General features: G+C 72.8%; 17 protein-coding genes and 1 pseudogene. 13 read left to right on the top strand and 5 right to left on the bottom strand.

What is annotated here, in order from left to right; all coding sequences use genetic code 11:
* Nucleotides 1-898, bottom strand: an 898-nt coding sequence (locus ACFY16_RS01065; protein WP_390646065.1) for a HAMP domain-containing protein, incomplete at its 3' end; no start/stop codon positions are given.
* 192 nt (nt 899-1,090) lie between these two features.
* Between ACFY16_RS01065 and ACFY16_RS01060 the strand changes: the two genes are divergently transcribed.
* Both ACFY16_RS01060 and hemW read left to right on the top strand, forming a co-directional pair.
* Nucleotides 1,091-3,055 carry a SpoIIE family protein phosphatase gene (locus ACFY16_RS01060; protein WP_390644965.1) on the top strand — a complete coding sequence of 655 codons (1,965 nt, stop codon included), beginning with the start codon at nt 1,091-1,093 and terminating at the stop codon, nt 3,053-3,055.
* A gap of 42 nt (nt 3,056-3,097) precedes the next feature.
* Nucleotides 3,098-4,330 carry a radical SAM family heme chaperone HemW gene (hemW, locus tag ACFY16_RS01055; RefSeq protein ID WP_390644964.1) on the top strand — a complete coding sequence of 411 codons (1,233 nt, stop codon included), beginning with the start codon at nt 3,098-3,100 and terminating at the stop codon, nt 4,328-4,330.
* Nucleotides 4,331-4,350: 20 nt separating this feature from the next.
* Here the strand turns inward: hemW and ACFY16_RS01050 are convergent, their stop codons facing one another.
* Nucleotides 4,351-5,154, bottom strand: coding sequence for a DUF3097 domain-containing protein (locus ACFY16_RS01050; protein ID WP_390644963.1), 804 nt, complete (start codon nt 5,152-5,154; stop codon nt 4,351-4,353).
* A 139-nt stretch (nt 5,155-5,293) separates the two neighbouring features.
* Nucleotides 5,294-5,508 (bottom strand): annotated as a pseudogene (locus ACFY16_RS01045) (MBL fold metallo-hydrolase); the annotation flags it as partial.
* 165 nt (nt 5,509-5,673) lie between these two features.
* On the opposite strand from ACFY16_RS01045, the gene hrcA reads away from it, so the two are divergent.
* The 9 genes from hrcA (at nt 5,674) to ACFY16_RS01000 (ending at nt 16,213) form a co-directional block, all read left to right on the top strand.
* Nucleotides 5,674-6,690 carry a heat-inducible transcriptional repressor HrcA gene (gene hrcA, locus ACFY16_RS01040; protein WP_390644962.1) on the top strand — a complete coding sequence of 339 codons (1,017 nt, stop codon included), beginning with the start codon at nt 5,674-5,676 and terminating at the stop codon, nt 6,688-6,690.
* Nucleotides 6,691-7,830 carry a molecular chaperone DnaJ gene (gene dnaJ, locus ACFY16_RS01035; RefSeq protein WP_390644961.1) on the top strand — a complete coding sequence of 380 codons (1,140 nt, stop codon included), beginning with the start codon at nt 6,691-6,693 and terminating at the stop codon, nt 7,828-7,830.
* 184 nt (nt 7,831-8,014) lie between these two features.
* Nucleotides 8,015-9,130 (top strand): nitronate monooxygenase, encoded by a 1,116-nt coding sequence (locus ACFY16_RS01030; protein ID WP_390644960.1) that lies wholly within the window; start codon nt 8,015-8,017, stop codon nt 9,128-9,130.
* The gene (locus ACFY16_RS01025) at nt 9,127-9,867 is read left to right on the top strand and encodes a 16S rRNA (uracil(1498)-N(3))-methyltransferase (RefSeq protein WP_390644959.1); all 741 of its coding nucleotides are present in this window, start codon (nt 9,127-9,129) and stop codon (nt 9,865-9,867) included. The genes ACFY16_RS01030 and ACFY16_RS01025 overlap by 4 nt, the downstream gene beginning before the upstream one ends.
* A 139-nt stretch (nt 9,868-10,006) precedes the next feature.
* Nucleotides 10,007-10,543, top strand: a complete 537-nt coding sequence (locus ACFY16_RS01020) for a hypothetical protein (RefSeq protein ID WP_390644958.1) — start codon at nt 10,007-10,009, stop codon at nt 10,541-10,543.
* A 49-nt stretch (nt 10,544-10,592) separates the two neighbouring features.
* Nucleotides 10,593-13,829 (top strand): S41 family peptidase, encoded by a 3,237-nt coding sequence (locus tag ACFY16_RS01015; RefSeq protein WP_390644957.1) that lies wholly within the window; start codon nt 10,593-10,595, stop codon nt 13,827-13,829.
* A 57-nt stretch (nt 13,830-13,886) separates the two neighbouring features.
* The gene (locus ACFY16_RS01010; RefSeq protein ID WP_390644956.1) at nt 13,887-14,252 is read left to right on the top strand and encodes a histidine triad nucleotide-binding protein; all 366 of its coding nucleotides are present in this window, start codon (nt 13,887-13,889) and stop codon (nt 14,250-14,252) included.
* A gap of 6 nt (nt 14,253-14,258) precedes the next feature.
* The gene (locus ACFY16_RS01005; protein ID WP_390644955.1) at nt 14,259-15,200 is read left to right on the top strand and encodes a ribonuclease Z; all 942 of its coding nucleotides are present in this window, start codon (nt 14,259-14,261) and stop codon (nt 15,198-15,200) included.
* Nucleotides 15,201-15,220: 20 nt separating this feature from the next.
* On the top strand, nt 15,221-16,213 hold the full coding sequence (locus ACFY16_RS01000) for an adenosine deaminase (RefSeq protein ID WP_390644954.1): 993 nt from the start codon (nt 15,221-15,223) through the stop codon (nt 16,211-16,213).
* A 52-nt stretch (nt 16,214-16,265) separates the two neighbouring features.
* Here ACFY16_RS01000 and ACFY16_RS00995 read toward each other — a convergent pair whose 3' ends face one another.
* Together ACFY16_RS00995 and ACFY16_RS00990 are read right to left on the bottom strand one after the other, a co-directional pair.
* On the bottom strand, nt 16,266-17,606 hold the full coding sequence (locus ACFY16_RS00995) for an MFS transporter (protein ID WP_390644953.1): 1,341 nt from the start codon (nt 17,604-17,606) through the stop codon (nt 16,266-16,268).
* Nucleotides 17,607-17,794: 188 nt separating this feature from the next.
* The gene (locus ACFY16_RS00990) at nt 17,795-18,571 is read right to left on the bottom strand and encodes an IclR family transcriptional regulator (protein ID WP_390644952.1); all 777 of its coding nucleotides are present in this window, start codon (nt 18,569-18,571) and stop codon (nt 17,795-17,797) included.
* 173 nt (nt 18,572-18,744) lie between these two features.
* Between ACFY16_RS00990 and ACFY16_RS00985 the strand changes: the two genes are divergently transcribed.
* Nucleotides 18,745-19,641 (top strand): 5-dehydro-4-deoxyglucarate dehydratase, encoded by an 897-nt coding sequence (locus tag ACFY16_RS00985; protein ID WP_390646064.1) that lies wholly within the window; start codon nt 18,745-18,747, stop codon nt 19,639-19,641.
* On the top strand, nt 19,638-20,945 hold the full coding sequence (locus tag ACFY16_RS00980; RefSeq protein ID WP_390644951.1) for a glucarate dehydratase family protein: 1,308 nt from the start codon (nt 19,638-19,640) through the stop codon (nt 20,943-20,945). Before ACFY16_RS00985 ends, ACFY16_RS00980 begins: the two co-directional genes overlap by 4 nt.

Here is a 20,945-nt window from a genome sequence, read left to right as displayed (position 1 = left end):
CGCCCTGCGCGTCGACGGTGATCTTCTGGCTCAGGTCGCCGTTGGCCACGGCCGTCGTCACCTGGGCGATGTTGCGGACCTGGGAGGTCAGGTTCGAGGCCATGAAGTTGACGTTGTCGGTGAGGTCCTTCCAGACCCCGCTGACGCCCCGCACCTGGGCCCGGCCGCCCAACTGGCCCTCCGTGCCCACCTCGCGGGCCACGCGGGTGACCTCGTCGGCGAAGGCGGACAGCTGGTCGACCATCGTGTTCACGGTCAGCTTCAGCTCGAGCAGCTCGCCCGTCGCCTCGACGGTGACCGTGCGGGTCAGATCCCCGCGGGCCACCGCCGTGGTCACCAGGGCGATGTCGCGCACCTGGGCGGTCAGCCGGGACGCCATCGTGTTGACCGCCTCGGTCACGTCCCGCCAGCTTCCCGACAGCCCCTGCACCTTGGCCCGCCCGCCGAGCCGCCCGTCGGTGCCGACCTCGCGGGCCACCCGGGTCACCTCGCCGGTGAACAGGGACAGCTGGTCGACCGTCCTGTTCACGGTCCGGCCGAGCCGCCGCAGGTCACCGCGGAGCTGTCGGCTGCCGTCGTGCAGGTCGACGCGCTGGGTCAGGTCGCCGCCGGCCACCGCGTCCAGCACGCGCGTGGCGTTCGCGGCCGGGGCCACCAGGGCGTCCAGCACCTGGTTCACGTCGTTCACCCGGGACGTCCAGGCGCCCGGACCCGGGCTCGCCGACAGCCGCTCGTCGAGCCGCCCGTGCCGGACGAGCTCTCTTTTCACGCGCTGCACCTCGGAGTTGAAGTGCGTACTCCGGTCCATGATCTGGTTGAAGACCGCGGTGAGTTCGGCGACCATCCCCTGGCCGGTTTCCGGCACCTTGGTGAAGTCGCCGTCCCGTGCGGCGGTCATCGCGGCGAGCAGAGGGCGCAGTTCGGATGCTCGGAGTTGTGCAGGTTCATGTCCGTCTTCGAGCACACGCTTAGCACTGTTCTCACTCATGGCGGCCCACTTCGGTAACTCGGCGCTTATGGGCGGGGCCAGTCTGTCACTCTGTCGGCATCGACTGAGGCGTATTCGTCCGAACCGCTCGGGGAGCTGTCCATGGGGGCCATTCCGACGCAACGGGAGACTCTCTCCCTTGCCTCCGATGCTTCCGGTGCCTCCGACGCCCCCGCGCCGGAGCGTGCGCAGGTGTGCGCCATCCTGACCGGAAGCTCCCTCGCGCCGGGCTCCGCCCGCGCACTCGTGCGCGCCGCGCTCGGCGAATGGGCCGACCGAGGCCTGCCCGGCACCGCCCACCTCACCGACCGCCTGGCCGACGACGCCACGCTGGTCGTCAGCGAGCTCGTCACCAACGCCGTCGTCCACGCCGGAACCGACGTCGAGCTGGTGTGCCGCCTGGAGGAGCCGGCGGGCGCCGTCGTCGTCGAGGTCTCCGACCAGCACCCCTCGCGCGCCCCGCGCGACGGCGGCACCGAACCCGCGTACGAGACACCGGAGTACGGGCGCGGCCTCCGCCTCGTGGCCACGCTCGCCGAGGCCTGGGGCGTCACCTACCGCAGAGGCGCCAAGACGGTGTGGGCGCGGCTGCCCGTCGAACCCGCCGACGATTCCGAGGCCTACGGCGCCGAGCGCGCCCCGGCCTATGCGCTGGGCGTCGCCGAGATCCTCGCCCCCGAGCCCCAGCAGGCCGACCGGGACCGGGACTGGTTGGGCCGCGGCGCCCTGTCCTTCCTCGCCGAGGCCTCCGACCTGCTCGCGGGCCAGCTCGACGAGGACCTGGTCGCCTCGCTCACCGGCCAGCTGATCGTGCCGAGGCTGGCCGACTGGTGCGCGGTGTGGCTCGAGGACGAGGCCACCGGCCGGTGGGGGTCCCCCCGCTCGAGCGGAGCCGAGAGTGGGGGAGGCTGGGGCGACGCGGCCGCGGGCGCCGGACCACGGCTGGCCCGGGTCTGGCACGGCAGCGAGAACGTCATCGAGGAGCTGCGCACCGCCCTGGAGAAGGACCCGCCACGGCCGCCGGACGCGATACGTTCCGGGCCGGTTCCGTTTCCCTGGCCCGGGGTGGCATCGGGCGGCAGCGGGGCGTACGGATCCCACGGGGCCCGAGGGTCCCACGGGACGGCGCTCGCCTACCGCCTCGTCGCCGGCGGGCGCCCGCTGGGCACCCTGGTCATCGGGCGGGCCGGCCTGGCGCGCTTCCCCGACGAGGTCACCGGGCTGGTGGAGGACCTCAGCCGCCGCGTGGCCCTCGCCATCGGCGCGGCCCGCCAGTATGCCCGCCAGGCCACCATCAGCGCCGTCCTCCAGCGCGGGCTGCTGCCCGGCGCCGTCGCCGAGATCCCCGGGGTGCGCAGCGCCCTCGTCTACGAGCCGTGCGACAAGGGTGGCCCCAGCGGCGACTTCTACGACCTCTTCCCGGCCGGCGACGGACGCTGGTGCTTCGCCGTCGGCGACGTCCAGGGCAAGGGCCCCGAGGCGGCCGTCGTGATCGGCCTCGCCCGGCCCTGGCTGCGGCTCCTGGCCCGCGAGGGCTACCGCGTCGCCGACGTCCTCGACCGTCTCAACCAGCTCCTCCTCGACGACGCCACGGAGGCTGCCGACGCCGCCGCCCGCGCCCTCATCGGACCCGCCGGCCCCGGCGACGGCCCGCAGACCCGCTTCCTCTCCCTCGTCTACGGCGAGCTCGCCCCCTTCGAAGGCGGCGTCCGCTGCACCCTCGCCTCCGCCGGACACCCGCTGCCGCTGCTCCTCGGGCCCGACGGCGGTGTCCGTACGGTCGCGCGACCGCAGACCCTCCTCGGGGTCTTCGAGGACGAGACGTACACCAGCGAGACCTTCGAGCTGCTCCCGGGCGACAGCCTGCTGTGCGTCACGGACGGGGTGACCGAGCGGCGCTCCGGCTCGCGCCAGTTCGACGACGGCGACGGCCTCGCCGCCGCGTTCGCCGGGTGCAGGGGCCTCGACGCCGAACTGATCGCGGAGCGCATCAGACGGCTGGTGCACGAGTTCGGCGGACAGCCGCCGGAGGACGACCTGGCGCTGCTGGTGCTCCAGGCCGAGTAGCCGTCCACGGGGCAACCGTCCACGTGCTGGACAATGGAGGACATGCCTTCCGCACTCCCCGACGGCGAGCCCGTCCCCGACGACGGCGCACTGCCCGCGTCCGCGCTCGCCGGGACCGCCGACCGCCCCCTCGGGTTCTACCTCCACGTCCCCTACTGCGCGACCCGCTGCGGCTACTGCGACTTCAACACCTACACCGCGACCGAGCTGCGCGGCACCGGCGGCGTCCTCGCCTCCCGCGACAACTACGCCGAGACCCTGATCGATGAGATCCGCCTGGCCCGCAAGGTCCTCGGCGACGACCGGCGCGAGGTCCGCACGGTCTTCGTCGGCGGCGGTACGCCCACCCTGCTGGCCGCGGACGATCTCGTACGGATGCTGGGGGCGATCCGCGACGAGTTCGGGCTGGCGGCGGACGCGGAGATCACGACGGAGGCGAACCCGGAGTCGGTGAACCCGGCCTACCTCGCCACGCTCCGGGACGGCGGCTTCAACCGGATCTCCTTCGGCATGCAGAGCGCCAAGCAGCACGTACTGAAGATCCTCGACCGCACCCACACCCCGGGCCGCCCGGAGGCGTGCGTCGCGGAGGCGCGTGCGGCGGGCTTCGAGCACGTCAACCTGGACCTGATCTACGGCACGCCCGGCGAGTCGGACGACGACTGGCGGGCGTCGCTGGACGCGGCGCTGGGCGCGGGCCCCGACCACATCAGCGCGTACGCCCTGATCGTCGAGGAGGGCACCCAGCTCGCCCGCCGCATCCGGCGCGGCGAGGTACCGATGACGGACGACGACGTCCACGCCGACCGGTACCTGATCGCCGACGAGGCGCTGTCGGCGGCGGGCTTCGACTGGTACGAGGTGTCGAACTGGGCGACGTCCGAGGCGGGCCGCTGCCTGCACAACGAGCTGTACTGGCGCGGCGCCGACTGGTGGGGCGCGGGCCCCGGCGCCCACAGCCACGTCGGCGGGGTGCGCTGGTGGAACGTGAAGCATCCGGGGGCGTACGCGGCGGCCCTCGCGGAGGGACGGTCGCCGGGGGCCGGGCGTGAGCTTCTGTCGGTCGAGGACCGCCGGGTCGAGCGCATCCTGCTGGAGCTGCGCCTGCGGGAGGGCGTGCCGCTGGATCTGCTGCACGAGCCCGGCCTCGCGGCCTCGCGGCGGGCACTGTCCGACGGGCTGCTCGAAACGGGGCCGTACGACGAGGGACGGGCGGTGCTCACCCTGCGCGGGCGGCTGCTGGCGGACGCCGTGGTGCGGGACCTGGTGGACTGAGGGCGACGCGGCCGCAGGCTTCAGGGCACGGTCACATGGTCGATGAGCCGCTCCACGGAGCCCAGCAACTCCGGCTCCAGGTCCTTGTAGGACTCCACCCGCGCCAGAATCGCCTGCCACACCGCGCCCGTGTTCTCCGGCCACCCCAGTGCCCGGCACACCCCCGTCTTCCAGTCCTGCCCGTGCGGGATCCGGGGCCACGCCTCGATCCCCAGGGACGACGGCTTCACCGCCTGCCAGATGTCGATGTACGGGTGGCCCACCACCAGCGCGTGTTCGCTCGTCACCGACGCGGCGATACGGGACTCCTTGGAGCCCGGCACCAGGTGGTCCACCAGGACACCCAGGCGGGCGTCCGGGCCGGGGGAGAACGCGGCGACGATCGACGGGAGGTCGTCGACGCCCTCCAGGTACTCCACGACCACGCCCTCGATGCGCAGGTCGTCGCCCCACACCTTCTCGACCAGCTCGGCGTCGTGCCGGCCCTCCACGTAGATACGCCCGGCGCGGGCCACCCGCGCGCGTGCGCCGGGGACGGCGACCGAGCCGGATGCCGTACGGGTGGGCCGTGGCGGAGCCGAGGACGACGGGCGGACCAGCGTCACCACCCGGCCCTCCAGCAGGAAGCCCCGCGGCTCCAGCGGGAACACCCGGTGCTTGCCGAAGCGGTCCTCCAGCGTCACCGTGCCCGCCTCGCAGCGGATCACCGCCCCGCAGAAACCGGTCCCGGGCTCCTCGACCACCAGGCCGGGCTCGGCGGGGACCTCCGGGACCGGCTTGGGCTTCTTCCACGGCGGAGTCAGGTCGGGTGAGTACTGGCGCATTCGGATGACGATAGGAGAAGCCGTCGGCGTGTCGTGGACGAGGGCTCACGACACGCCGAAACACTCCGCCGGCGCGTGCCGCTGCGCCCGTACGAAGGTCCTGGACGCAGGACTCGCTCCCGCTCAGCCTCCAGGAACGGTGGGTGAGTGCGAGAAAGCACACACGGCCGCCGGCGATCGCCTCCGCCTGCCCGCGCAGCCGGGCGCCCTTCGCGAGGATCGAACCGGCGTCGATCGGCAGAGCCGAACCGTCCCCCACGACCAGCCCCACCGCGCAGTCCCACACCGGAAGACGGCACCGTCCGACCCCTCGGTCAGCCGCTCCCACCCCAGCTCTTCCCAAGTCACCGTCATGCGGCGACGCTAGCCGTGGGAGCGGGCCCGTCACGTCGTCGCAGGCCCAGCCTTGCCCGGGGCGTACCCCACGGCCGTACACTGGCTCGGGGAACGCTGGCACTCGCGCTCGCAGAGTGCCAGGCGGAAGGCCACGGGGACGACATTCCGGGAGGTGTGCGCGAGATGCTGAGCGAACGCAGGCTTCAGGTGCTGCGCGCCATCGTCCAGGACTACGTCGGTACCGAGGAGCCCGTGGGCTCCAAGGCACTCACCGAGCGGCACAAGCTCGGCGTCTCCCCCGCGACCGTCCGCAACGACATGGCGGCCCTCGAGGACGAGGGGTACATCGCCCAGCCGCACACCAGCGCCGGGCGCATCCCCACCGACAAGGGCTACCGGCTGTTCGTCGACAAGCTCGCGGGCGTCAAACCGATGACGGCGCCCGAGCGGCGCGCGATCCAGAACTTCCTCGACGGGGCCGTCGACCTCGACGACGTGGTGGCCCGGACCGTACGGCTGCTCGCGCAGCTGACCCGGCAGGTCGCCGTCGTGCAGTACCCGTCGCTGACCCGCTCGACGGTGCGGCACGTGGAGCTGCTGGCGCTGGCGCCGGCGCGCGTGATGCTGGTGCTGATCACCGACACCGGCCGGGTCGAGCAGCGCGTGGTCGACTGCACGGCGCCCTTCGGCGAGACCTCCCTGGCGGATCTGCGGGCGCGGCTGAACAGCCGGGTCGCGGGGCGCCGGTTCGCGGACGTACCCCGTCTCGTGGAGGATCTGCCGGACGCCTTCGAGGCAGAGGACCGCGGCACGGTCTCGACGGTGCTCTCCACTCTGCTGGAGACGCTCGTCGAGGAGAACGAGGAGCGGTTGATGATCGGCGGCACCGCCAATCTGACCCGCTTCGGACATGACTTCCCTCTCACGATCCGTCCCGTCCTCGAGGCGCTGGAGGAGCATGTCGTGCTCCTCAAGTTGCTTGGCGAGGCGGGAGATTCGGGCATGACCGTGCGGATCGGTCACGAGAACGCCTATGAGGGACTCAACTCCACTTCGGTGGTGTCGGTCGGCTACGGTTCGGGCAACGAGGCGGTCGCCAAGCTCGGCGTGGTCGGACCGACCCGCATGGATTACCCGGGAACGATGGGAGCGGTACGCGCAGTGGCACGGTACGTCGGACAGATCCTGGCGGAGTCCTAAGTGGCCACGGACTACTACGCCGTTCTCGGCGTGCGTCGCGACGCGTCGCAGGAAGAGATCAAGAAGGCCTTCCGGCGGCTCGCGCGCGAGCTGCATCCGGACGTCAACCCCGATCCGAAGACCCAGGAGCGGTTCAAGGAGATCAACGCCGCTTACGAGGTGTTGTCGGACCCGCAGAAGAAGCAGGTCTACGACCTCGGCGGCGACCCGCTCTCCCAGTCGGGCGGGGCCGGCGCGGGCGGCTTCGGCGCCGGTGGCTTCGGCAACTTCTCCGACATCATGGACGCCTTCTTCGGCACGGCGTCGCAGCGCGGACCGCGCTCGCGCACGCGCCGGGGCCAGGACGCGATGATCCGGCTCGAGATCGAGCTGGACGAGGCGGCCTTCGGCACCACGAAGGACATCCAGGTCGACACGGCGATCGTCTGCTCCACCTGCAACGGTGAGGGCGCGGCGCCGGGGACGAGTGCCCAGACGTGTGACATGTGCCGCGGTCGCGGCGAGGTGTCGCAGGTCACGCGGTCCTTCCTCGGCCAGGTCATGACGTCCCGCCCCTGCCCCCAGTGCCAGGGCTTCGGGACCGTCGTGCCGACCCCGTGCCCGGAGTGCGCGGGCGACGGCCGGGTGCGGTCCCGTCGGACCCTGACCGTGAAGATCCCGGCGGGTGTCGACAACGGCACGCGTATCCAGCTGGCCGGTGAGGGCGAGGTCGGGCCCGGTGGCGGTCCCGCCGGTGACCTGTACGTCGAGATCCACGAGCTGCCGCACGCGATGTTCCAGCGGCGCGGCGACGACCTGCACTGCACGGTGACGATCCCGATGACGGCGGCGGCCCTCGGCACGAAGGTGCCGCTGGAGACCCTGGACGGCATGGAGGAGGTCGACATCAGGCCCGGCACCCAGTCCGGCCAGTCGATCCCGCTGCACGGCCGTGGCGTCACCCACCTGCGCGGCGGCGGCCGGGGCGACCTCATCGTCCACGTCGAGGTGCAGACCCCGACCAAGCTCGACCCCGAGCAGGAGCGCCTGCTGCGCGAGCTGGCCAAGCTGCGCGGGGAGGAGCGTCCGCAGGGGCAGTTCCAGCCGGGGCAGCAAGGGTTGTTCTCGCGGTTGAAGGACGCGTTCAACGGTCGTACGTGAGCTGCGGGGCGGCTGGGGGTCCGGGGGTCGTCCCCCGGGCAGGCGCGGTCAGCCGGGGCAGCAAGGGTTGTTCTCGCGGTTGAAGGACGCGTTCAACGGTCGCTGAGGTCCCCTCTCCCCCTGGCCTGTGCCAGGGGGGAAGTCTCGATTCGGACTTGTTCGAAGGACGTGACAACATGCCGTCATGTCCTCCGCACTGACCGATCTCTGCCCCCATCCGATCGTGCAGGCCCCCATGGCGGGCGGCGTCTCCGTGCCGCAGCTCGCCGCCGCCGTCTCCGAGGCGGGCGGGCTCGGGTTCCTGGCCGCCGGGTACAAGACCGCCGACGGCGTGTACCAGGAGATCAAGCAGCTGCGGAGCCTCACAGCCCGCCCCTTCGGCGTGAACCTGTTCATGCCGCAGCCGGAGTTCCCCGGTGCGAGCACCGGCTCCACTGCCGACGCCGCGCCCCCCGCGGCCGGCGCCGTCGAGGTCTACGCCCACCAGCTGGCCGGCGAGGCCGCCTGGTACGAGACGGAGCTCGGCGACCCGGACAGCGGGCGTGACGACGGGTACGAGGCCAAGCTCGCGGTGCTGCTGGACAACCCGGTGCCGGTGGTGTCGTTCCACTTCGGCGTCCCGAGCCGGGACGTGCTGGAATCCCTGCGCCGTGCCGGCAGCCTCACGTGGGTCACCGCCACTACCGTCGAGGAGGCCCTCGCGGTGGAGCGGGCGGGCGCCGACGCGGTGATCGTGCAGGGCGTCGAGGCGGGCGGCCACCAGGGAACCCACCGTGACATCCAGGAGAACGACGGCTGTGGCATCGGACTGCTCGCGCTGATCGCGCAGGTCCGTGAGGCCGTGAGCCTCCCGCTGGTCGCCGCCGGCGGCATCATGCGCGGCAGCCAGATCGCCGCCGTGCTCGCGGCGGGCGCCGGTGCGGCCCAGCTCGGCACGGCGTTCGTCGCCACCCCCGAGTCGGGCGCCCACGCCCTGCACAAGCAGGCGCTGACCAACCCCCTGTTCGTCCGCACGGAGCTGACCCGCGCCTTCTCCGGGCGCCCGGCCCGTGGTCTGGTCAACCGCTTCCTGCGTGAGCACGGGCCGTACGCCCCCGCCGCCTACCCGGAGGTCCACCACCTCACCTCGCCGTTGCGCAAGGCCGCCGCCAAGGCCGGTGACGCGCAGGGCATGGCCCTGTGGGCGGGCCAGGGCCACCGGATGGCCCGCGAATTCCCCGCCGGGCAGCTGGTCGAGGTGCTGGCGGCCGAACTCGACGCGGCCCGGGCGGCGTTGTCGGAACGGGGTGAGGTCCGGTGACCGCGCCCGTCTTCGTCGTCGAGGACGTCCGCGCCGACGGCGCCGGGCAGTACGTCCTCGACGGGCCCGAGGGGCGGCACGCGGTCTCCGTGAAGCGGCTGCGGCCGGGCGAGGCCGTCGTCCTCACCGACGGCGCCGGACGCTGGGCCGAGGGCGAGGTCGCGGCCGCCGAGGGCAAGGACCGGCTGATCGTCGACCTGCGCGAGGTGCACGAGGAGCCCCGGGCGGCGCCCCGTATCACCGTCGTGCAGGCGCTGCCCAAGGGTGATCGCGGCGAGGTCGCCGTCGAGACGATGACCGAGGTCGGCGTCGACGCGATCGTGCCGTGGGCGGCCTCCCGCTGCATCACCCAGTGGAAGGGCGAGCGCGGGCTGAAGGCGCTCGGCAAGTGGCGGGCCACCGCCCGCGAGGCCGGCAAGCAGTCCCGGCGGGTGCGCTTCCCCGAGGTCGCGGACGCGGCGACGACCAAGCAGGTTGGCGCACTTCTGGCCAAGGCCGACTTCGCCGCCGTACTCCACGAGAGCGGTGACGCCCCGCTGGCCGCCGTCGAACTGCCTGCCGAGGGCGACATCGTGCTCGTGGTCGGACCTGAAGGCGGTGTGTCCCCCGAGGAGTTGGCGCTGTTCGAGGAGGCGGGCGCGCGACCGTACCGCCTGGGGCCGAGCGTGCTGCGCACCTCGACCGCCGGGACCGCGGCCGCGGCCCTTCTCCTCGGCCGCACCGGCCGCTGGTCCTGACCGCCGGGAGGTCGCCGTGGAACTCGCCCAGGTACGGCTGCTCGTCACCGACTTGGCCGCTGCTACGTGCTGACCCGGGCTCGCATTGTGACCGCATGCGGTCTACCGTCGTGCCGCCACGAGTGGCACGATGCCCTCCATGGGGGCATTGAGGCGGATTTGGGCCCGCCCGCGCGGGACGCGGGTGGTGGCAGTGGCAGGGTGTGCGATGGTCGCCGTGGGTGGCCTCGTGGCGTGCGATCCGGGTGGGCTGAATTCGGCCTCGGTGGCGTACACGACCGACCGGACCGCGACGAAGGAACTCGAACGGCAGCACGTGAACGTGCGGTGGCTCAGCTGCACCGCCAACTTCGGTGACCATGCGGCCACGGCGAGCGCGAACTCCGTCGCCTCCGTCGACTGCCAGGGCGAGACCGACGACGCGAAGGACATCACCGTCACCGGGAAGGTCACCCGGGCCGTCGACGGTGCGTGCGTGCGCGGGGACCTCACCGCCAAGGTGGGCGGCAAGCCGTGGTTCCATGTGAGCGGGCTCGGCAACTGCGACGCCACGCCCTCGCCCGTCAACGGGGGCGCCGGCGGGCAGCAGGGACAGCCCACCGCCACGGTGACCGTCACCAGGACCGTCTGGTGCACGAACAGCGACCCGCGGTGCCGGCCCGTCGAGGGCAAGTGAGAGATCCGTTTCCCTGTCAGCCGGCGGCGGCGCTGCATAGGCTGATCGTGTGACACAGTCCGCAGCAGCAGCATCGCCCTCGTCGGCGTATCTCCGCTTCCCGCATCTGCACGGCGAGTTGGTGGCCTTCACCGCCGAGGACGACGTGTGGCTCGCGCCCCTCGACGGCGGGAGGGCCTGGCGGGTCAGCGCCGACAACGTGCCCGTGACCCTGCCGCGCATCTCGCCCGACGGCACCACCGTCGCCTGGACCTCCACCCGTGACGGCGCCCCCGAGGTGCACATCGCCCCGGTCGACGGCGGCCCCGCCGAGCGGCTGACGTACTGGGGCAGTTGGATGACCAGGGTGCGCGGCTGGACCCCGGACGGCGAGGTCCTCGCCACCAGCACCCAGGGTCAGGCCAGCCTGCGCCGCAGCTGGGCGCGCGCCGTCCCGCTCGACGGCGGGCCGGCCGCCGTGCTGCCGTACGGGCCCGTCGGTGACGTGGCGTACGGGCCGCACACCGTGCTGCTGTCGGCGCCTATGGGGCGTGAGGCCGCGTGGTGGAAGCGGTATCGCGGCGGTACGGCGGGCAAGTTGTGGATCGACCGTGCCGCCGAAGGTGAAGAAGGGGACGGCGAATTCACCCGGCTGCACGAGGAGTTGGACGGCAACATCGAATACCCGGTGTGGGTGGGCGAGCGCATCGCCTTCCTCTCCGACCACGAGGGCACCGGCGCGCTGTACTCCTCCCTCGCCGACGGCTCCGACCTGCGGCGTCACACCCCTCTCGACGGTTTCTACGCCCGGCACGCGGCGAGCGACGGCAGCCGTGTCGTGTACGTCTCGGCCGGTGAACTGTGGCTGCTCGACGACCTCGACGGGGCCGAGCCGCGCCGGCTCGACATCCGGCTCGGCGGGCAGCGCACCGACCGGCAGCCCCGCCCGGTGAACGCGGCCCGCTGGTTCGGCTCGGCCTCCCCCGACCACACCGGGCGCGGCAGCGCGGTCGCCGTGCGCGGTGCCGTCCACTGGGTCACCCACCGCGCGGGACCGGCCCGGGCGCTCGCCGCGCGGCCCGGTGTACGGGCCCGGCTGCCGCGCACCTTCCGCACGGAGGGCGAGGAATGGGTGGTGTGGGTGACGGACGCCGAGGGCGACGACGCCTTGGAGTTCGCGCCCTCGACCGGCCTCGCTCCCGGAGCGACCCCGCGCCGGATCGCCGCCGGACGGCTCGGCCGCGTTCTCGACCTGGCCATGGCGCCCGACGGCAGCCGTGCCGCCGTCGCCGCGCACGACGGACGGCTGCTGCTCGTCGAGCGGGAGACCGGCGAGGTGCGCGAGGTCGACCGCAGCGAGTACGGGGACGTGGAGGGCCTCGCCTTCTCGCCCGACTCCGCCTGGCTCGCCTGGTCGCACCCCGGCCCGTACCCGCTGACCCAGCTCAGGCTCGCCAACACCACCGACCTGTCGGTCACCGAGGCGACGCCGCTGCGCTTCCAGGACTACGCCCCCGCGTTCACCCTCGACGGCAAGCACCTCGCCTTCCTGTCGACCCGCTCCTTCGACCCGGTCTACGACGAGCACGTCTTCGACCTCGCGTTCGTCGAGGGCGCCCGCCCGCACCTGATCACGCTCGCCGCGACCACACCGTCGCCGTTCGGACCGCAGCGCCACGGCCGCCCCTTCGAGGCCCCCGACAAGGACGAGACGCCCGACAGCGAGGGCACCCCGGCGACCCGTGTCGACCTCGAAGGGCTCGCCGACCGCATCGTCCCCTTCCCCGTCGAGGCCGCCCGCTACTCCACCCTGCGTGCCGCCAAGGACGGTGTGCTGTGGCTGCGCCACCCGGTGCGCGGTGTCCTCGGCGCCTCCCGCGCGACCCCCGACGACCCGGACCCCAAGACCGAGCTGGAGCGCTACGACCTGGCCCAGCAGCGCATCGAGCACCTGGCCGCCGACGCTGACGACTTCGAGGTCACCGGCGACGGCAAGCGGCTGCTGCTGTGGACCGACGGCAGGCTCAAGGTCGTCCCCAGCGACCGGCGCGCCTCGAACGACGACGACAGCGACTCCAACATCACCGTCGACCTCACCCGGGTACGGCAGACCGTCGACCCGGCGGCCGAGTGGCGGCAGATGTACGAGGAGACCGGCCGCGTCATGCGGGACAACTTCTGGCGGCCGGACCTGGGCGGGACCGACTGGGACGGTGTCCTGGACCGCTACCGTCCGGTGCTGGACCGCCTCGCCACCCACGACGACCTGGTCGACCTGCTGTGGGAGGTGCACGGCGAACTCGGCACCTCGCACGCGTACATCACGCCGAACGGCGGCTACGGCCGCGGCGCGCGTCAGGGCCTGCTCGGCGCCGACATCTCCCGGCACCCGGACGGCACCTGGCGCATCGACCGGATCCTGCCCTCGGAGACCTCCGACCCGAAGGGCCGATCCCCGCTGGCCGCGCCCGGCGTCGCGGTGCGCGCCGGGGACGCCGTCGTGGCGGTCGCCGGGCATCCGGTGGATCCGGTGACCGGCCCCGGGCCGCTCCTCGTCGGTACGGCGGGCAGGCCGGTGGAGCTGACGATCTCCCCGGCGGGCGGCGGCGACCCGCGGCACGCGGTCGTCGTCCCGATCGCCGACGAGGAACCACTGCGCTACCACGCCTGGGTCGCCGACCGGCGGGCGTACGTGCACGAGCGCTCCGCCGGCCGGCTCGGCTATCTGCACGTCCCCGACATGCAGGCGCCCGGCTGGGCCCAGATCCACCGCGACCTGCGCGTCGAGGTGATCCGGGAGGGCCTCGTCGTCGACGTCCGGGAGAACCGGGGCGGTCACACCTCCCAGCTGATCGTGGAGAAGCTGGCGCGGCGGATCGTCGGCTGGAACCTGCCCCGTGGCATGCGGCCCTTCAGCTACCCGCGCGACGCGCCCCGCGGACCGGTGGTCGCCGTCGCCAACGAGTTCTCCGGCTCCGACGGCGACATCGTCAACGCGGCGATCAAGGCGCTCGGCATCGGACCGGTCGTCGGCACCCGCACCTGGGGCGGTGTCATCGGCATCGACAGCCGCTACCGCCTGGTCGACGACACCCTGATCACCCAGCCCAAGTACGCCTTCTGGCTGGAGGGTCACGGGTGGGGCGTGGAGAACCACGGCGTGGACCCGGACGTGGAGGTGGTGCAGCGCCCGCAGGACCACGCGGCCGGGCGGGACGTCCAGTTGGAGGAGGCGGTCCGGATCGCGCTGGAGGCGCTTCAGGAGACGCCCGCCAAGATCCCGCCGAGCCTGCCGGGCCTGGAGTGACACACCGGCTCGCTACGATGCCGTGGTACGAGGTGAACTGCGCGAGGAGGCACACGCATGGCACGAAACGAGGGCGGGGAGCCGCAGGACGACTGCCTGTTCTGCAAGATCGTGGCGGGGCATGTCCCGGCGACGATCGTCCGTGAGACGGAGACGACCGTCGCGTTCCGGGACATCAATCCCCAGGCGCCCACGCACGTCCTGGTGATCCCCAAGGCGCACTACCCGAACGCGGCCGAGCTCGCCGCCGCCGACCCGGCGCTCACCGCCGACGTGCTGCGCGAGACGCGGGCGGTCGCCGAAGAGGACAAGCTGGAGAGCTACCGCGTCGTCTTCAACACCGGAGCCGGCGCGGGCCAGACCGTCTTCCACGCCCATGCGCACGTCCTCGGTGGCCGCGGCATGCAGTGGCCCCCCGGGTAAGTCGCCGTGTCCGTACGCGAACTGGTGGTCCTCGGCACCGCCAGCCAGGTCCCCACCCGGCACCGCAACCACAACGGCTACCTGCTGCGCTGGGACGGCGAGGGCATCCTCTTCGACCCCGGCGAGGGCACGCAGCGGCAGATGCTGCGTGCCGGGGTCGCCGCGCACGACCTGAACCGGATCTGCGTCACCCACTTCCACGGCGACCATTCCCTGGGCCTGGCCGGCGTGATCCAGCGCATCAACCTCGACAAGGTGCCGCACCAGGTCACCGCCCACTATCCGCGCTCCGGCCAGCGCTTCTTCGACCGACTGCGCTACGCCACCGCCTACCGCGAGACCGTCGGGATCACCGAGGCCCCGGTCGCCGAGGACGGCCCGCTCACCGTCACGGGCGCGTACACGCTCGAGGCGCGCAGGCTCGACCACCCCGTCGAGTCCTACGGCTACCGGCTCGTCGAGCCCGACGGCCGCCGCATGCTGCCCGACCGGCTCGCCGCGCACGGCATCAAGGGTCCGGACGTGGGCCGGATCCAGCGCGAGGGCGCGATCGGGACCGTCACGCTGGAGGACGTCAGCGAGCCGCGGCGCGGTCAGCGGTTCGCGTTCGTCATGGACACCCGGCTGTGCGACGGTGTGCACGTGCTCGCCGAGGGCTGCGACCTGCTCGTCATCGAGTCCACGTTCCTCGACGAGGACGAGGAACTCGCGGTGGAGCACGGTCACCTGACAGCCGGCCAGGCGGCCCGGGTGGCGCGGGACGCGGGCGTGCGGCACCTGGTGCTCACCCACTTCAGCCAGCGCTACTCCGGCCATGGGGGCACCTCCCGCTCGAGCGAAGCCGAGAGTGGGGGAGAGTTCGAGCGGCAGGCGCGGGCCGCCGGGTTCGCGGGGGAGCTGAGCGTGGCGCACGATCTGCTGAGAGTGCCGGTTCCGAAGCGCAGATAAAACCCCCGTACCATGCTTTGATGCCCCTGCCCAAAGCTGAACTGCACCTCCACATCGAAGGCACCCTGGAGCCCGAGCTGGCGTTCGCGCTCGCCGCGCGCAACGGTGTCACGCTGCCGTACGCCGACACGGAAGAGCTCCGCAAGGCGTACCAGTTCGATGATCTCCAGTCCTTCCTGAACCTGTACTACGAGCTGATGGCCGTCCTGCGCACCGAGCGGGACTTCGAGGACCTCGCGAACGCCTACCTCGCCCGCGCCGCCGCGCAGGGCGTGCGGCACGCGGAGATCTTCTTCGACCCGCAGGCGCACATCGCCCGGGGTGTGGGCATGGGGACGGTCGTCGAGGGGCTGTGGCGGGCCCTCGGCCGCAGCGAGGAGAACCACGGCGTCTCCACCAGGCTGATCCTGTGCTTCCTGCGCGACGAGTCCGCCGAGTCGGCCCTGGAGACCCTGGAGGCGGCGAAGCCCTACCTCGACCGGATCACCGGCATCGGCCTGGACTCCGCCGAGGTCGGCCACCCGCCGGTGAAATTCCGCGAGGTGTACGAGGCTGCCGCCGCCCTCGGGCTGCGACGCGTGGCGCACGCCGGCGAGGAGGGACCGCCGCAGTACATCACCGAGGCGCTGGACGTGCTCGGCGTCGAGCGCGTCGACCACGGCCTGCGCTGCATGGAGGACCCGGCGCTGGTCGAGCGGCTGGTGCGCGAGCGCATCCCGCTGACCCTGTGCCCCCTGTCCAACGTCCGGCTGCGCACGGTGGACGTCCTGGCGGACCACCCGCTGCCCGCCATGCTGGACGCCGGCCTGTTGTGCACGGTCAACTCCGACGACCCCGCCTACTTCGGCGGCTACGCCGGCGACAACTTCGACGCCGTACGGTCCGTCCTCGGCCTGACCGAGGACCGCCTGCGCGAACTGGCCCGCAACTCCTTCGTCGCCTCCTTCCTGGAGGACGACGAGGAACTGCGGGCGCGTTACCTCGCCGAGGTGGAGGCGTACGAGTTCTCGTAGGCACGCGTCCGCCTGCGGACGGGGCGCGGCTCGCGCGAGCCAGGAGCTGTCCCTAGTCGGCCGAGGGCCCCGGTGCGGCAGCCGCCCGCCGGGGACCCGCCGTGTCGTAGGCGCCCCGGGCGGAAACCGCGGGTGCGTCCACCGTGATCTCCACGACCGCCTGCTCCGGCGCACCCACCTGCGGGACCGCTCCCGTCGGCGCCCCGGTGGAGGCGGCGACCACGGCGGCCGGTGTGCCGCCCCGCCGCCGGACCGTGCCCGGCAGCAGCGGCCGGCCGGCGGTGTGCAGGGCGACGGCGGTCATGGGTACGGCGACGACGAGCAGCCCGGCGGCGAGGACGGCACCCATGTCGGGGAAGCCGGCCCGCGCCGACAGGAGACTGCCGGTCAGCGGTCCCGCCGCCGTACCCAGCGAGGACGCGGAGCCGACGAGCACCGCCCAGCGGCCGCGCGGGTCGAGCGAGGCGGCGAGGCCGATGAGGTACGAAAGGACCACCGGGTACAGGAGGTTCCACGCGATCTCGCCGGCGGCGAAGGTCGTCAGGTCGGTCGCGGACGCGCTGGCCACGACGCAGCCGGCGATGAGCGCGGTACCGGCCCCGATGGGCAGCGCCCGGCCCAGCCGCGGCCCGAGCGCTCCCGCGCCCAGGACCCCCAGCAGGCCGGCCCCCAGTGCGACGGCGAAGACGACACCGACGGCGGCCTCGGTGAGATGCGCCTGGGTCAGGCCGATGCGGCCGCTGACTCCCCAGAGGGAGTTCTGGACGAGGGACCAGCAGGGCATGGCCCCGGCGAGGACGAGCCCGGAGCGGAGATGGGGGAGTCGGGCTCGCTGCCGCCGGGTCTGCGGGAGGGCCGTACGGCCCGGGAGACGGCTCGTCAGGGGCCAGACGGCGAGAGCGGTCAGGGCGATCGCGGCGAGCGGCTGGCCGTGGCCCCGGCCGAGATGCGGCACCGTCAGATAGACGACGCCCGCGAGCGCGGACACACCGAGCAGGCCGAGTGCGGAGGCGCGGTGCGGGTCGCGTTCGGCGGCGATCCGGGTGGCGGCGACCGTGGTGGCCGTACCGGACCCGAAGCCGCCCACCAGCGCGCCGAGGACGACGGCCGGTACGGAGTGGGTGAGGGCGGCCCCGCCGTAGCCGAACGCGGCGAGCGCGAGGCCGATCCGGGCCAGCCGCCGCGCCCCGATCCGCTCGACCCGCGACGCGAGGACGAACCCGGCCGACGCCGAACTCAGCAGCAGGGCACTGCCGACGGCCCCCGCCTGCGTGGCGGACAGCGGCAGTCCCGCGTCCAGCCTGCCGACGGTGGTGGGCAGCAGATACGGGGCGAGGTACCCGGCCGTGAAAAGGGCGACGAGGGGCCAGGGGGTGGTGCGAGGGGCGAACACGGGCGTTCCCGGGGCATGCGAAAGGAGCGGCTCAAGAAAGGGGGGTTGGGCAACGACCGTCGACGGACAGGAACGCGCGGGCAATTTGTATCAAGCACGCGGTTCGAGAAGAAGGGCGGGGGGTGTGATGTGGGGCACGTTGTGTTTGGGGCGGGGGAGCTCGGGTAAATGCGAGCGCTACCGCCGGCTCACCGCACCCCGCGCGCCCGCCCCGGCGCCGTCTCCTCGATCCTCGCCCGGACCTCCCGCATCACGGCGACGATCCGCTCCTCGTGCTCCGGCGTGAGCCGGGCCACCGGCACCGAGCAGCTGATCGCGTCCTGTGCCGGAACGTCGTAGCGCAGTGCGAAGCCGAAGCCGGCGATGCCGAGGACGCCCTCCTCGCGGTCGACGGAGTAGCCGCGGGCCCGCACTCCGGCGAGGTCGGCGGCCAGGGAGGCGCGGGTCGTGCGGGTGTTGGGGGTGAGGGCCTCGTAGGGGCCCTCGGGGAGTTCCTCGTCCGGCCGTTCCGCCAGCAGCGCCTTGCCCAGGGCGCCCACGTGCGCGGGCAGCCGGCGCCCCACCCGGCTGATGGTCCGCAGGTACTCGTGCGACTCGCGCGTCGCCAGATACGCCACGTTGCGTCCGTCCAGCCGCCCGAGGTGGATCGTCTCACCGAGCGCCTCCGAGGCCTCGTCGAGGAACGGGCGTACGAGCCGGACGTGCGGGTCGGAGTCGAGGTAGCTGGTGCCGGTGAGCAGGGCGTGGATGCCGATGCCGTAGAGGGAGCCGGTGTCGTCCGTGCGCACCCAGGCACGCGAGACCAGCGTCTGGAGCAGCGCGTACATCGAGCTGCGTGGCACGCCCAGCTCGTCCGCCAGCTCCTGAAGACGCGCCGGCCGGTCCCCGCGTGCGGCGAGCAGTTCCAGCAGCTCGACCGTGCGCGCCGCGGACTTCACCTCGCGGACGCCCCCTGTCTCCGACATGTGCCGATCGTATGCGTGGCGGGGCGCATCAAGAGGGCCGCGTCGCGCCGTTGACGGCGGCAGTTCGTGTATCTAATCTCGGTTTTCATACATGGATAACGTCTACATGGGGAGATGGCGCCGTGACAGGTGACGCGCAGACACAGACCGTGGTGCGCAGACTCCGGGACGGGATGGCGAACGGCGTGCTGTCCTTCCCGCTCACGTCCTTCCACGACGACGGCTCCCTCGACCTGGACGGCTTCCGCGCCCACCTCGCGGCCCAGCTCGCCACCGGGCCCGGCGCCCTCTTTCCCGCCTGCGGCACCGGCGAGTTCTTCTCGCTCGACGAGGACGAGTACCGACGGGTCGTCTCCGCCGCCGTCGAGGAGACGGCGGGCCGCGTGCCCGTGGTCGCGGGCGTCGGCTACGGCTGGGCGCAGGCGCTGCGCTTCGCCCGCGTCGCCGAGGACGCCGGGGCCGACGCGCTCCTCGTCCTGCCGCACTACCTGGTCGCCGCCCCGCAGGACGGCCTCGTCGCGCAGCTGGAACAGCTCGCCGCCCGCACCCGGCTGCCGCTCATCGCCTACCAGCGCGGCCAGGTCGCCTACGGTGTGCAGGCGTTCCGGCGCATCACGCGGATCCCCGGCGTCATCGGTCTCAAGGACGGCCACAGCGACCTCGACCGCCTCCAGCGCCTCACCCTCAACGCGCCCGAGGACTTCCTCTTCTTCAACGGCGCCGCCACCGCCGAGATCCAGGCCCGCGCCTACGCGGCCGTCGGCGTCCCCGCCTACTCCTCCGCCGTCCACGCCTTCGCCCCCGAGATCGCGAACGCCTTCCACAGCGCTCTGCGCGACGGCGACGACAAGACCGCCGACCGGCTGCTGCGCGACTTCTACGTCCCGCTCGTCGAACTCCGCGACCGCACCCCCGGATACGCGGTGTCCCTGGTGAAGGCCGCGGCCCGGCTGCGCGGTCGCCCCGTCGGCCCCGTGCGCGCCCCGCTCACCGACCCGTCGGCCACCGACCTCGCCGACCTCAGGACCGTCCTGACCGCCGGACTCGACCTCGTAGGAGCCGCCCTGTGACCGCCACGGCCTCTCGTGATCTGACCGTCGCCGAGGTCCGGCTGACACCGATCCTGGTCGCCGACCCGCCGCTGCTGAACACGCAGGGCGTGCACCAGCCGTACACGCCCCGGCTGGTCGTGGAGGTGGTGACGGCGGACGGGATCACGGGCATCGGGGAGACGTACGGCGACACCAAGTACCTCGAACTGGCCCGGCCGTTCGCCAACCGGCTGGTCGGACGGCAGGTCTCCGACCTGAACGGCCTGTTCACCATCGCCGACGAGGTGTCCGTGGACGACTCCCGGGTCTCCGGGCAGGTCGACGTCGGCGGACTGCGCGGCGTCCAGACCGCCGACAAGCTGCGCCTGTCCGTCGTCTCCGGCTTCGAGGTGGCCTGCCTCGACGCCCTCGGCAAGGCCCTCGGCCTGCCCGTGCACACGCTGCTCGGCGGGAAGGTGCGGGACGCGGTCGAGTACAGCGCGTACCTCTTCTACAAGTGGGCCGACCACCCGGAGGGCGTCGCCGCCGAGAAGGACGACTGGGGTGCCGCGGTCGACCCGGCCGGAGTCGTCGAGCAGGCACGCAGGTTCAAGGAGCGCTACGGCTTCACGTCCTTCAAGCTCAAGGGCGGTGTCTTCCCGCCGGACGAGGAGATCGCCGCCGTACGGGCCCTGGCGGAGGCCTTCCCCGGGCATCCCCTGCGCCTCGACCCCAACGGCGCCTGGTCGGTGGAGACGTCACTGAAGGTCGCGAAGGAACTGGGAGGCGTCCTCGAATACCTGGAGGACCCGGCGCTCGGCACCCCGGCCATGTCCGAGGTCTCCGCCGGGACCGACGTACCGCTCGCCACCAACATGTGCGTGACGACCTTCGCCGAGATCAAGGAGGCGTTCACGAAGGACGCCGTCCAGGTCGTGCTCTCCGACCACCACTACTGGGGCGGCCTGCGCAACACCCAGCGACTCGCCGCCATCTGCGGCACCTTCGGCGTCGGGGTGTCCATGCACTCCAACACCCATCTCGGCATCAGCCTCGCCGCGATGACCCATGTCGCCGCCACCGTCCCGGGCCTCCACCATGCCTGCGACTCCCACTACCCCTGGCAGTCGGAGGACGTCCTCACCGAACGCCTCACCTTCGAGGCCGGCAAGGTCGCCGTGTCGGACGCACCGGGGCTGGGCGTCGAACTCGACCGCGACAAGCTGGCGCTCCTGCACCGACGGTGGCTCGAAGACGACGGATCGCTCCGGGACCGCGACGACGCGGCGGCGATGCGCGTCGCGGACCCCGGGTGGGTCACGCCGTCGATGCCCCGCTGGTAG

This window comes from Streptomyces sp. NPDC001315, assembly GCF_042896175.1.
Taxonomy (GTDB): domain Bacteria; phylum Actinomycetota; class Actinomycetes; order Streptomycetales; family Streptomycetaceae; genus Streptomyces.
This window is presented reverse-complemented; position numbering and strand designations above follow the sequence as displayed.